The following is a 12,590-nucleotide window of genomic DNA, read 5'->3' as shown; positions in this document are numbered from 1 at the left end:
CAGCCCTCTAGCGTGGGTGATGAGCCAACCACCGGGCCACGGAGGCCGGGGGGGTGAGCCAGCGCCGGAGCAGGAGCTGCGGCGATTCCTCGATTTCAACGGAGCAGTCATGCGAAAGAAGACGACACTCTCGGTCGCCGCCCTGTCCGTGATGGTGCTGGGACTTTCGTCGGCGTGTGCGGCCGGCCCCCAGTCCGTGACGCAGTCCGGCTCTCAGGGGTCGGCAGGTGCCGATGGGAGCCAGGAGTTGACGTGGTCGGGCTGGAGTGATGATGCGACCGCCGCGGCGCTCATCGAGCAGTTCGAAGCGGACAACCCCGGGGTCACCGTCAACCACGTCGGCCTCCCCTGGCCCGGCATTCTCACCCAGATCAACACCGAGCTCGTCTCGGGCACCGCTTCCGACGTGGTCACGGTGTTCCCGGGCAACGGCAACCCCATCACGGTGCAGACCCTCGCGAAGGGGAACTACCTGGCCGACCTGTCGGACCAGGAGTGGGTCTCTGAGTTCAGCGACTCGAACAAGAGCGTCATGACGGCCGACGGCAAGGTGCTCATGGCTTCGAACAACTCCGGCATCATCCCCGCCATCTACAACTCGGCGGCGATGGCGGAGGTCGGCGCCACCCCGCCCACCACGTGGAGCGAGGTCATGAACCTGTGCGCCACCGCGCAGTCCAACGGCAAGGTCGCGTACGCGTTGGCCGGGCTGGCGGGCGGCAACTTCTCCCACTACGTGTACGCGCTGACGTCCACGCTGGTCTACGAGCCCGGGTCGACGTTCGCGCAGGACATGACGGACGGCACCGCCACGTTCGCCGGATCGGAATGGAGCACCGCGCTCGAGCAGTACCTCGCGATGCGGGACGCTGGCTGCTTCAGAGAGAGCCCGCTCGGCACCAGCATCGAGGTCGCCCACGAGCAGGTCGCAACGGGCGAGGCCCTCGGCATCGTCACGGTGAGCCAGCAGATCTCGACGATCCAGGAGGCCGCCCCGGAGGGCGCCGAGTTCGTGACGGCCCCGTTCCCGGCCACCGACAATGCCGCCGACACGGTGCTTCCGGTCGGTCTGGGCGCGGGGTACGGCGTGAACGCCAAGGCCGAGAACCCCGAGCTGGCCCTCAAGCTGATCGACTACTACATGTCGCAGGAGGGGCTGCAGACGGCCGTCGACGTCGGCTCCAACTTCCCCAGCATCCCGCTCGAGGGCTACACCCCCAGCGCCGTCCTCTCCGGGGTCGCCGACCAGGCGCAGACCGGCAAGACCGCGCCCTACCCGGATCAGCTGTGGCCGAACGCGAACGTCAACCAGGTCTACCAGGACCAGCTCCAGCAGCTCCTGGGCGATCGGACCACCGTCGCGGACGCGCTGGCCACCATGGACACGGCCTTCACGGGCTGACCTCCCTCCCCCGCGCGGTGCGATGCTCCTCTCCGGGCGTCGCACCGCGCACCCCCTCTCACCGTCGAGACTGAAAGGCCCACCCCGATGGCGTCGTTGACCGAGACTCCCCTCACCGAACCCGCCGCACGGCCACGCAGACGCCGGCACCGTAGTGCGGCCGCCGCCGTGTGGTGGCTCATGCTCCCCGCAGCCGCCCTCTACATCTTCGCCGTCATCATCCCCAGCGTGCAGGGCGGCGCCTACTCCCTGACGGACTGGGATGGCGTCAGCACCGACAGTCAGTTCGTGGGCCTGCGGCAGTACGTACTCATCTTCACCGATCCGTACGGCCAGACCGCGGTCAAGAACACCGTGCTGATCACGGTCGTGGTCACCATCGTGCAGAACCTGCTCGGCTTCTTCATCGCCCTCGGCGTGAACGCGCGGATCAAGTCGCGCAACATCCTGCGCGTGCTGTTCTTCGCCCCCGTCGTGATCACGTCGATCGCCATCGGCTTCCTGTGGCAGAACCTCTTCGCGCCGAACGGCGCCATCAACCAGGTGCTGGAGCTGGTCGGTCTCGGCGCCCTCAGGCAGGACTGGTTGGGCAACGCCGACCTCGTGGTGTGGTCGATCATGATCGTCATCATCTAGCAGAACGTCGGCTACTCCATGGTGATCTTCCTCGCCGGCCTGCAAGGAGTGCCCGAGGAGGTGCTCGAAGCCGCCGCCATCGACGGTGCCGGCCCGGTGCGCCGCACCTGGCACGTGGTCCGCCCCATGCTCGCCCCCGCGATCACCATCAATGTGATGCTGTCCGTCATCGGTGGGTTCAAGATCTTCGACCAGGTGTTCACGATGACGAAGGGCGGGCCCGGCGGGGCGTCCAACACGATCTCGACGCTCATCTACCAGAACGCCTTCCAGCTCGGCCGCTTCGGCTACGGCGCGGCCCTCGGCGTGGTGCTGACCGTGTTCGTCGCCGTGGCCTCCGTCATTCAGTACCGGCTGCTCTCGAAGCAGGAGGGTTGACATGTATCGCTACACGTGGCGCACGGCCATTCTCGAGGCCGTGATGATCCTGACCGCACTCATCTTCTTGTTCCCCATATACGTGCTGTTCAGCCTGGCCTTCAAGGCCCCCGGCGACCCCAGCTCGCTGATCGCCCCGCCCGCCCAGCCGACCTTCGCCAATTTCATCGATGCGTGGAATCAGGGCGGTCTTGGCGGCGGGCTCGTCAACAGCTTCATCGTGACCTCCATCACCGTCGTGTTGGTCGTCATCATCTCCGCGGCCGCCGCATACCCGCTCTCGCGGGCCGGTGCCCGCTGGAGCAACGTCGCCTACTTCGGCTTCCTCGCCGGCCTGCTCCTCCCGGCGCAACTCGGCCTGCTGCCGCTGTACCAGACCATTCGGGACCTGGGGCTGCTCGGATCGTTGGCCGGCGTCATCTTGGTCAACGTCGGTGGCTCGATGCCCTTCTCGATCTTCCTGTACGCCGGCTTCCTGCGAGCATTGCCCACCGAGTTCGAGGAGGCGGCCGCCATCGATGGGGCCAGCCCGTTCCGGACGTTCTGGTCCGTCGTCTTCCCCCTCATGCGGCCCATCACCGGCACCCTGGCCGTGCTCACCGCGGTGGCGACGTGGAACGACTTCCTGACGCCGCTGCTGTACCTGTCCGGCTCGGACCAGCAGACGATCACGGTGGCCGTCTACGGGTTCGTCGGCCAGTTCGGCGCCCAGTGGAACCTCATCTTCGCCGGCATCGTGATCAGCATCCTGCCGATCCTGATCACCTACTTCCTGATGCAGCGCTCCATCATCCAGGGCTTCGCGGGAGGGCTGAAAGGCTGACGCGGCACCGCGTCGACGCTCCTCCGCCCCGGCCCGGGTCACCCGGGCCGGGCACCGCCCTCCGTCCGGAAGAAGTTGCATGGACCTCCCCTGGCTCTGGCTGCCCCACGACCCCACCGACTCCGGTTCGGTGGCTCGGCTGGCTCGGTTCCGCAGCGAGTTCACGTGGGCCGGGGCGTCGGGAGCCGCGCTGCCCCTGCTGATCACGGCCGTCCACCGCTACCGCCTCTTCGTCAACGGGACGCTCGTCGCCGTCGGCCCCTTGAAGCCCGGCCCGGCGGACTGGTTCGCCGACACCGTCGACGTCGCTCCTCACCTCACCACCGGAGGCAACGTCCTGGCGCTGGAGGTGCTGACCTATCGGGAGGACGTCCCGGGCAACGCGTCGCTGCGGCGGGGCGCCGCCCCCGGGCTGTCGGTCAGCGGACCCCTGCCCGGAGGTGCCGATGCCGCGGACGCCCTCCGCTGGCGATGCAGCCCGTGCCCGGGGCGGACCTTCCTGCAGGGGGTCAACACGGTGTTCCTCGGAATCCAGGAACGTGTCGACGCCACGCTGGAGCACCATGGGTGGCTCGATGCGGGGTTTGACGACCGCGCCTGGGCCGTTCCGGTGCCGGCACCGCGCCCCCCAGGCGACGCGGCGATGTGCGTCCTGCCCCGGCCGGTGCCGCCCCTGGCCCTCGAGCCGTGCCCCTGGGCGGGTATCGCGCGCACCCGTGGCGACGACCCCGGTTGGGAAGCCCTGCTCGGGGGGCGGCCGGTCACGGTGCCGGCCCACCGGGAGGTGGAGGTCGACCTCGACGTCGGCGTCCTCACCACGGCGTTCGTCTCCGCGGCCATGTCCGGTGGAGCCGGCGCGGAGCTGACCTTGACAGCCGCCGAGTGCTACGAGGGCGAGCCGATCGACCTCCCCTGGCTCCGACGCAAGGGCGATCGGACGGACGCCCGCACCGGCGACCTCCACGCCGACCCCGACCACTACCGGGTCGCCGGCCACGGCAGCCCGGACGCCCCCGAGCTCTGGCGCCCCTTCTGGTTCCGGACCGTGCGGTACCTGCGCGTCCGGGTCACCACCGGGGACGAACCCCTCACCCTCCGCGGCGTGATGCTGACGCGCACGGGTTACCCGCTGGAGGTCACCGGGTCGTTCCGGTCGTCCTCTCCCCTCCACGCCCGGCTGTGGGAGACGAGCCTTCGGACGCTTCGCAACTGCATGCACGACACCTTTGAGGACTGCCCCTTCTACGAGCAGCTGCAGTACGCCATGGACACGCGCTCGCAGGCCCTGTTCTCCCTCCACATCTCTTCCGACGACCGGCTGGTGCGCCGGGCGATCAGCGACTTCGCGGCGTCCGGTCATCCCGAGGGTCTGACCCGGAGCAATGCCCCGGGCATCATTCCCCAGGTCATTCCCGGCTTCTCCCTCTTCTGGGTGTTCATGCTCGCCGACCACCTCGACCACGTGGGAGACCGGTCCTTCACCCGGCCCTTCCTGCCCCGCGTGCACGCGATCCTGTCGGTCTTCGACGCGGCCCTCACCGAGGACGGTTTCGTCCTGTCCCCTCCCGACCGCCCCGACACCCACCCGGACGGTGAGATCTGGAACTTCGTGGACTGGACGGACGCCTGGCGCGCCAGTCGCGGCGTCCCCGAGCTGGGCGAGCGGCGCGCCAACACCATCCTCACCTTCCAGTACGCCACCGCGTTGCGCAGCGCCGAGCGGATCGCCGACGCCTGTGGCGAACCGGGCGCAAGCGCCGAGTACCGGGCGCGCGCCGAGGACGTTATCGCCCGCATCAACGCCAGTTCGGCCTGGGACCCGTCCACCGGGTACTACCGCGACTCCGACTCCGGCGTCCCCATGAGCCAGCACGCGCAGGTCTGGGCGGTGCTTGCCGGCGCGATCAGCGGACCGGCCGCGCGCGACCTCCTCTGCCGAGCCGTCGGGGACGCCACCCTGACCCGGTGCTCATACGCGATGTCGCACAGCCTCTTCGACGCCGCGCGGATCGCCGGTGCCCACGAGGTGGTCGACTGGACGCCGTGGCAGGAGATGCTCGAGCTGAACCTCACCACGTGGGCCGAGGACGCGGTGAGCCATCGCAGCGACTGCCACGGCTGGGGCAGCGTCCCGCTGCAACACTTCCCCCGCTGGGTGTTGGGCGTATCCCCGTTGAGCCCGGGCTTCGCGTCCGCCGGCGTGGACCCAGTGCCCGGCGATCTCCGCTTCGCTGAGGGGGTGGTGCCCACGCCGCACGGCAGCATCGCGGTGCGCTGGGAGCGGGACGGGGCGGGCACCGTCCGCGTGAGGGTGGACGCGCCGACGTCCATCGACCTGGTGATTCCCGAAGGCAGCACCGGGGTGAGCTGGTCGCAGCGCGACGACGTGCAGAGCATGGACTTCGAGCTGCCTCATCACCGTGACGGTTCACCGTCGGGCGATCGGATCGAGAGGGACGGCGAAGCGGCGGGACGGTGACGTCCCGCCGCTGTGTGCCCGCGTCAGTTCTGCGGGAGTTCGCCCGACTCGGCCGGATCGGGGGCCGACTCGTCCCGCTCAACCACCAGCGTCACCCGGGACACGACGGCCGCGATGGCACCGATGCCGACCAGGGCGGGAGCCATGGCGGCGGTGAGAACGGTGACCGCCAGGCCGGTCTGCAGGGGGATCTCCAGCAAGGTGTCGCCGTCGCGTTTCAGGATGATGCGACGCACATTGCCCTCGTGGATGAGTTCGCGGACCTTGGTCAGCAGGTTGTCGCCCTCGACCTCGAACTGCTCGGACGGGTGCTCGTTTTCATTCATGGTGCATTCCTTTCTGGTGGGCGACATCTGCCATCGCCTCGATGTGAACAATTTTTTCGTTGTGTGGCCCTCGGCACATCCTTCGTGCGCACCGGATGGGTGTACTGCGTCCGTGGTATTCGCTCGAGGATTGGAGGTGGGCCGTCACCCGGCAAGTGCGCAGTCCCCGAGGGGACGAGGTGACACCTCTTCACGGCAGCGCGAACGCGCGCTGTGCTGCGCGCCCGATCCCCGGCGTCCCCGACCCGCTGCCACGCCGCCGTCACAGAGGATGTCGGTGCCCGTGAGGTAGCTCGCCTCGGGGCTCGCGCAGAACGCGATCACGGCGGCGAGTTCATCGGGGCGTGCCGCCCGGGGCAGCGGGGCCCGGGGCAGGTAGCGGTCCGCGGCGTCGGCCTCGGCCTGCCCGGTTCGGCGTCGACGTCCACGACCACCCCGACCTGCGGCCCGGACTCGCGCCGGCCGGCTGGACCAACCTGGTCGACCACCTGCGTGGCCACGGCATCACCAACCAGGAGATGCTCACCGCCGGCGTCGCCAGCACCGCCCGCAACGGGAACCTGATCGACCGGTTCCGTGACCGGGTCATGCTGCCCATCCTCGACCCCGACCACCGCGTGCTCGGGTTCGTCGGACGCCGCAACCCCACCAGCACCGACGAGCGTGCCCCCAAGTACCTCAACACCCCCGACACTCCCCTGTTCCACAAGGGCAACCAGCTCTACGGCGCCACCCACCTCCTCACCGCAGACCCCACCCGCATCCCCGTGCTCGCCGAAGGCCCCATGGACGCCCACGCCATCACCCTCGCCAGCCACGGCCGCTACATCGGCCTGGCCCCCCTCGGCACCAGCCTGACCAACCTGCAAGCCACCCAACTCGCCAACCTCGACCGCACCCCGATCATCGCCACCGACGCCGACCTCGCCGGACGCCTCGCCGCCGAACGCGACTACTGGATGCTCACCCCCCACGGCCTCGACCCCCGCTACGCCATCCTGAACCCCGGCACAGATCCCGCCGAACTGCTGGCCACCGGCCAAGCCGCCGCCCTCAACCACGCGCTCACCCAGGCCGGACCGTTGGCCGACGTGCTCATCAACGAGCGGATCAGCAACCTGCCCACCCCCGACGCCGCCCTCGGAGCCGTGGCCGTGCTCGCCGCCCAGCCCCCCGACCGGTGGGAGGACGGCGTCCAAGCCCTCGGCGACCGGCTCGGCCTGCCCGCCGGTTTCCTGCGCGGCACCCTCAAGGACCACGTGCGCGCGTGGAACACCAACGCCCGCCGTGCCGCCGACAGCCAGCTCGCCCGCCTCCACGACGTCAAGCAGCGGCTCACCCCCGCAGAAGAGACCCACGAAACCCCCACCGACCCGCCCCCAGCCCCCCCACCGACCATCGAACGCATCCCGACCCCCCCCGGACACGACCCGCGCGGACGCGGTCGCTGACCTACCCTCAGACCAACCCCCACAGGAGCACACCCCATGGACGCCCCCACCCTCACCGCCACGGCGGCCGCCACCATCAGTGGCGTCCTGCTGGGTGAGTACCAGCGCCGACGGCTCACCACGCTCACCTACCGCTACCCCGAAGAGACCACCCAAACCTGGCCCGAGCCCAGCCCCCGCCGATGGGTACCCCTCGCCCTGGCCGGCGTCCTCGGGGCGCTCACCCTGCGCTACACCGCCACCGGTGAAGCCGTCCACCTGCTCCACCTGTACCCGCTCGCGATCGCCGCACCGTGGCTGGTTGCCGTCGACGCCGACGTGCACCGCCTGCCCTACCGCACCACCATGCTCACCCTCATCGCCAGCGTCCTCGGCGTCGTGACCACCGCCGCGCTGACCGGCGCGTGGCTGCTCGCAGCCGCCGCAGCGCTCGGCTGGGCGGTCAGCTACGGCCTGTTCTGGGTCCTGAACAAGGCCGGTCGGGGTGGGCTCGGTTACGGCGACGTCCGCCTCGCCGGCCTCATCGGGCTTACCACCGCCCCCCTCAGCGCCTCAGCCACCTGGCTGGCGTTCCTCCTCGGCACCCTCACCGCCGCCGGGTGGGCGTTCACCCGACCCCGCCAGCCCGGCAGCCGCCACGCCTACGGCCCCTGGCTCCTCCTCGGCTGGCTCGCCGCCACCCTCATCCCCCTCCCCTAAGACAGAACAGAAAGGGGTCACGCGCATGACCACCGACTGGCTCGACAGCCACGACATCTACACCACCGTCCGCACCAGCTGGGCCACCCGGCTCACCCAACCCACCGAGTACGGCATCGCCGACGCGCTCGGCCAGGACACCACCCGCCAGGTCCTCACCAGACCCGCCTTCGCCGCCGTCTACCTCCAAGCCGCCACCGTCGGCGTGTGCGACGCCATCCTCTCCCGTGGCCACGACCACGCCCGCACCGTCATCCAGCAGCCGCGCCTCCCCCAACCCACCGTGGACGACTTCGACCTCACCACCGAGATCCCCACCGTCCACCAATGGATCATCGACAGCCTCACCGGGCACAACCCAGAAACCGAAGCCGCGATCAGCCACACCCTCACCACCGCCCCCAACCCCACCGATACTGCCGTCCGGCACGGGATCGCGCTCCTCCACGTCGGCAGCCTCGCCGCCACACCCGCCACCCGACCAGCGGATCAGCCGCACACCCCCGGCACCACCGACGGAACCGCCCAAGCCATGGCCACGCTCAACGCCAACATCAACGAGCTGCGCCGCCTCGGCGGACTTCCCCCAACACCCGAAGAATCCGGCCCGCACGGCCACTGAACCCCGCCGCGACGCCCTCCGGGAACGGGGGCCGGTTCTCCAGGAACGATCCTGAGCCGACCCAGCAACACTCACGGGCATCCATAGCCCCTCCAGAACGCTCGTCGGTTGTAGGAACCCCACAAACCTGCCCCGGCCCGAGACGATCCGCCCGCCACCCGAGCGGATGTCTCACAAAACTGTACCTTCACGAGATGCTTGGTCATCCGGCCAGATATGCAAGAACCATCGAGCGGGAATCAACCTCTTGATACTCTTGCGGCATGAGGATCATCGTGTGTGGGGCAGGTATGGGTGGTCTCGCGCTGGCACACGGACTCTTGGGGAAGGCTGAGGTCGTAGTTGTAGAGCAGGATGTCGCTGCCGCGGAGACGGGCGGGTATCGCATTAGCCTCAACGATGAAGCCTGCGGCGCACTCGCAGATTTGATCCCAGGGGCGCTGATGGAAGAAATCCGGCTGGTATCAGACACCGGGAGCGCGTTCGAGCAGTTCACCATCGCGGACTCCCAATTGCGTCCGATCGTGGTCGCGGCTGAACCCACCGGACAGGACCGCATCTTGGCGCAACGCCAAGTGCTGAGAGTCCTGCTTGCGAGGGACATCAGCGCCTCGATCCGATTTGGATCGACAGTGCGCGATGTAGCACAGGATGACACGGGTGCAGCGGTCACGCTTTCAGATGGCTCCGTTGTTGATGGTGACCTTGTGGTGGCCGCCGACGGCGCAAATTCGACGGTCATCTCTTCGTTCCTCGGCACGTCGCCCACCCGCGATCTTGGTCTCACCGGTATTGCGGGATGGGCACCGCTCGGAACAGACGCCCCGCCGACCTACCTGCGCCGGGGTCCGGCCTTGGCGTTCGGGGCCGACGGCACCGGCGTCTTCCTCTCGATCTACAACCCCCCCTCGCGAGCTGCGACCGACCCGACAGTTGCGGCTTTGACCGGCGGGCCAGCTCTTATCTGGGGCACGATTAACCGCAGCGAGAGCCTCAGGGGCACCCGACACACATCGGCAGGTGACCTGGTCCAGCAGGCGGGCGCGTTGCTCACGCGATGGTCGCCCTGGCTAACCGAGCACGTGTCGGCCTCGGACCTCGAACGTGTTGCAGCGTTCAGGTTCCGGGCGGCAAACCCATCCGGACCGATCGCAGATTGGACGCCTCGCAGTGTCACAGGGCTCGGAGATGCGATCCACGCGATGCCACCGACCGGCGGTCGGGGTGCGTCGACGGCCATCTGTGATGCCGCCGACCTCGTTGATGCCATCACCGAGCATCTGGATGGCGCCCCGTTATACTCCGCACTCGCCCGCTACCAGCGTTCTATATCACCCCGGGCCCGCGCAGCGATCCGTGAGTCCCTTGGTCCCGTGCGAGTAATCAACGCTCTGCGTCATCGACCAGCGCAAGCCCTGGCCCGACCTCTGCTGAGCGTCGCGGGTGCGTGGGGACAGCGTCGCTATCGCGGCACGCCATGAAGGCGGCGCTCCGATCAGGAGGTGACCCCAACCTTGTCTTGGTGCTGTGGGAATTGCAGCAAACTGCGCGTGAAGCCGCACGTCATCTCGAGCGGACAACCAGAGCCGCGGGGATCAGCACGGCCGAGTTCGGCGTGCTGGCGTGCACAACCGATGACCCTGGGATCACGCAGGCGCAGATCGCGCGCCAACTCCATATTCGCCCTCAAGCGCTTACCGCTACCGTCAACAAGCTCCAGCGCCGCGGCCTCATCCGCGGCAGTACCGAGGGCCGTGGTCGACCATCTCACCTCACCATCACCGATCAGGGACGAACTGCCCTCGACGCCGCATGGCCATCGATCGTCGCCCTCAATGAGCCCGCTAACCTGCAGCTCACAGAGGATGCAGCGAGCTCTCTTGCCGCACAGCTCGCCCAACTGCGTGAGAACCTGGCCACGACCGGACCAGCGACAGCGCCTCGCTGACGACGTCGTCGAAGCCGCAGCGGCCATCGTCGATCACCGTCACATAGCGGCCACACAACGCCGCCACCGAGCTATCAACTCCACACCTCACCACCCTGACCACCACCACCACCCCGTGGCTGGTCCGCGACTTGGTTGCTGCCCTCCCCGCCCTCGACCCCACCGGCGACGAGCGGGCCCAGGCCCTCACCGCCATCCTCACCACCCTGACCACCACCAACCCGGAGATGGTCCGCGACTTGGTTGCTGCCCTCCCCGCCCTCGACCCCATCGAGCTCGTGGAACTCAGCTGCCCCATCGGTGAGGAACTCTGCTGGCTCCCCTTCGTCGAGGTTCCGCACGGGGAAGGATTCACCGATCACTGGTGGCACAGCCCGTCGACGAGAGGAGACGGGTCTACCGGGCCTACCGGGACAGCTCTGAGGTCGCCCGGGTCCTCGTGGACGACGACGTGGGGATCAACCCGGACTACAACAACGTCCCCGACGTCGGCGCGTCTGGCTTGGAGATCGTCTTCTTGGAGGTGCATGAGGCGCAGCGCGGATCAGGCGTGGGTCGCGCGTTGGCCGAGACCCTCCGCTGGCGCCACACCGGCCGTCGACTGGTCGCCTACGCGAAGAAGGACGCTGACGGGTTCTGGGCCACGCTGGGCTGGATTCGCCACGTGCACGCAGATCCGGCCAATAGCGACTGGCTCACGTTGTTCATCTCACCGGCCCTGTAAAGCACGCCTTCGGGCTTTCAGCCGGTGATGCGGCGGGTGACCTTGGTGTACTCGTGCTGGACCAATGTGGTGTCCCCGACTTGCGTCCACTGCCCGGCGAAGCCGTGGCCGTGGTTGAGGCCCAGGCAGGAGCAGGTGCAGTCGTCGCCGCGGGCATTCTGGCACCTGGTGTCGCACTGTTCGGTGGTGCTGTAGATGAGCGTCACGTCGACAGCTCCCCAGCGTTCGACCAGCGCCTCGACCAACGGCTGCAGGTGGTTACGCGCGATCTCCCACCGTCCTGGGTGACTCTCCGTGGCGTGAACCCACTCGGGGCGAATCCGGTCCCCCAGCCGGTCCTTCAGCCAGGATCGGTTGTCCTTCCGGTAGGGCATGCGGAGGTGCAGGCGCCCACGGTAGGGGCGGTACACGGTCGGGATTCTCATGATCGGAGCGCTTCAGGCGACAGTCGACGTCGACCCAGCTGCAGGCGGGGTCGTCTCCTCATCCCAGACAGCGAGGTAGTCGTTCAAGCCTCCGCCGAGGAGCCCGTACAGGGCTCCGAACGCGACGAACAGCAGCAACGGCGAGGTCAGTTCCTGGGCGGCCGTCGCCGGCGTCTGGGTGAGGACGGCGACCACGGCCAGCCCGATGAACGCAGCCCACGCGGCGATGAGGAGGCGGATCCACGCTGTGGCCTTCGCCCACTTCTCCAGCGAGATCGAGGCGCCCTCCTCCAGACGCCCCTTCAATCGCTGCAGCAAGAACAGCGCGAACCATGCGCCGGCCACCAAGCCGGCCACCAGGGCAATCACGACGGCAGGCGCTGCGTGCCCAGCGTTGACCAATGTGTACCCGAGGGTGACGGCCACGAAGGTGGCGATCGCAGCTACGACGAGAGCGGCCAGGCGCAGCCAACGGGTGTACTTCAACAAATCCGTGGGGGTGGACATGCCTTGAGACTAGGCCATCTCCACCACAGGATGGCGCGAGGCACGGCCGCCACCACATGCGCCAGCCCCCGCCCGCCCCACGGCCACCACGTAGTGTCGAGTGTGGCTGGTGGTCGAGCGCCTCCTAGGGGTGGGTCCGCGAGTCGACCACCAGCCCCCACCCCTCGCCG

Annotated in this window: 15 protein-coding genes; 11 read left to right on the top strand and 4 right to left on the bottom strand. The window is 68.6% G+C overall.

The window, feature by feature from the left end; all coding sequences use genetic code 11:
• Nucleotides 1-109: 109 nt before the first annotated feature.
• The 5 genes from PCC79_RS04040 to PCC79_RS04020 all read left to right on the top strand — a co-directional run bounded on the left by PCC79_RS04040 (nt 110) and on the right by PCC79_RS04020 (nt 5,718).
• Nucleotides 110-1,402, top strand: a complete 1,293-nt coding sequence (locus PCC79_RS04040; protein WP_342373089.1) for an ABC transporter substrate-binding protein — start codon at nt 110-112, stop codon at nt 1,400-1,402.
• 87 nt (nt 1,403-1,489) lie between these two features.
• Entirely contained in the window at nt 1,490-2,038 is a 549-nt protein-coding gene (locus PCC79_RS04035) for a sugar ABC transporter permease (RefSeq protein ID WP_342373087.1), read from the top strand.
• 18 nt (nt 2,039-2,056) lie between these two features.
• Nucleotides 2,057-2,416: a sugar ABC transporter permease gene (locus PCC79_RS04030; protein WP_342373086.1), complete on the top strand. Its 360-nt coding sequence runs from the start codon at nt 2,057-2,059 to the stop codon at nt 2,414-2,416.
• Nucleotide 2,417: 1 nt separating this feature from the next.
• A complete protein-coding gene (locus PCC79_RS04025; protein ID WP_342373085.1) occupies nt 2,418-3,239 on the top strand; it encodes a carbohydrate ABC transporter permease in 822 nt (273 codons plus the stop codon).
• Between the two features lie 79 nt (nt 3,240-3,318).
• Complete coding sequence (locus PCC79_RS04020) at nt 3,319-5,718, top strand: alpha-L-rhamnosidase C-terminal domain-containing protein (protein WP_232550265.1); 2,400 nt, start codon at nt 3,319-3,321, stop codon at nt 5,716-5,718.
• A 23-nt stretch (nt 5,719-5,741) separates the two neighbouring features.
• Here PCC79_RS04020 and PCC79_RS04015 read toward each other — a convergent pair whose 3' ends face one another.
• Both PCC79_RS04015 and PCC79_RS17385 read right to left on the bottom strand, forming a co-directional pair.
• Entirely contained in the window at nt 5,742-6,044 is a 303-nt protein-coding gene (locus tag PCC79_RS04015) for a DUF4342 domain-containing protein (RefSeq protein WP_232550266.1), read from the bottom strand.
• A gap of 144 nt (nt 6,045-6,188) precedes the next feature.
• A complete protein-coding gene (locus tag PCC79_RS17385; protein WP_425325662.1) occupies nt 6,189-6,404 on the bottom strand; it encodes an SDR family oxidoreductase in 216 nt (71 codons plus the stop codon).
• On the opposite strand from PCC79_RS17385, the gene PCC79_RS04010 reads away from it, so the two are divergent.
• From PCC79_RS04010 to PCC79_RS03985, 6 genes are all read left to right on the top strand, one after another.
• Complete coding sequence (locus PCC79_RS04010; RefSeq protein WP_342373084.1) at nt 6,389-7,495, top strand: toprim domain-containing protein; 1,107 nt, start codon at nt 6,389-6,391, stop codon at nt 7,493-7,495. The genes PCC79_RS17385 and PCC79_RS04010 overlap by 16 nt on opposite strands.
• Before the next feature lie 36 nt (nt 7,496-7,531).
• Complete coding sequence (locus PCC79_RS04005) at nt 7,532-8,194, top strand: prepilin peptidase (RefSeq protein WP_342373083.1); 663 nt, start codon at nt 7,532-7,534, stop codon at nt 8,192-8,194.
• A 25-nt stretch (nt 8,195-8,219) separates the two neighbouring features.
• Nucleotides 8,220-8,816, top strand: coding sequence for a hypothetical protein (locus tag PCC79_RS04000; RefSeq protein WP_342373082.1), 597 nt, complete (start codon nt 8,220-8,222; stop codon nt 8,814-8,816).
• Between the two features lie 263 nt (nt 8,817-9,079).
• Nucleotides 9,080-10,297, top strand: a complete 1,218-nt coding sequence (locus PCC79_RS03995) for an NAD(P)/FAD-dependent oxidoreductase (RefSeq protein WP_342373081.1) — start codon at nt 9,080-9,082, stop codon at nt 10,295-10,297.
• Entirely contained in the window at nt 10,294-10,764 is a 471-nt protein-coding gene (locus PCC79_RS03990) for a MarR family winged helix-turn-helix transcriptional regulator (protein ID WP_342373080.1), read from the top strand. The genes PCC79_RS03995 and PCC79_RS03990 overlap by 4 nt, the downstream gene beginning before the upstream one ends.
• A 364-nt stretch (nt 10,765-11,128) precedes the next feature.
• On the top strand, nt 11,129-11,488 hold the full coding sequence (locus PCC79_RS03985) for a hypothetical protein (protein ID WP_232550236.1): 360 nt from the start codon (nt 11,129-11,131) through the stop codon (nt 11,486-11,488).
• A 17-nt stretch (nt 11,489-11,505) separates the two neighbouring features.
• Here the strand turns inward: PCC79_RS03985 and PCC79_RS03980 are convergent, their stop codons facing one another.
• Both PCC79_RS03980 and PCC79_RS03975 read right to left on the bottom strand, forming a co-directional pair.
• The gene (locus tag PCC79_RS03980) at nt 11,506-11,913 is read right to left on the bottom strand and encodes a hypothetical protein (RefSeq protein WP_232550237.1); all 408 of its coding nucleotides are present in this window, start codon (nt 11,911-11,913) and stop codon (nt 11,506-11,508) included.
• Between the two features lie 12 nt (nt 11,914-11,925).
• Entirely contained in the window at nt 11,926-12,420 is a 495-nt protein-coding gene (locus PCC79_RS03975) for a hypothetical protein (RefSeq protein ID WP_232550238.1), read from the bottom strand.
• Between the last annotated feature and the right edge of the window lie 170 nt (nt 12,421-12,590).

It is taken from the genome of Propioniciclava soli (assembly GCF_038502305.1).
In the GTDB taxonomy this organism is placed as follows: Bacteria; Actinomycetota; Actinomycetes; order Propionibacteriales; family Propionibacteriaceae; genus Propioniciclava; species Propioniciclava soli.
Note: the sequence above shows the minus strand (reverse complement) of the source record. Positions and strands in the feature narration are given on the sequence as shown.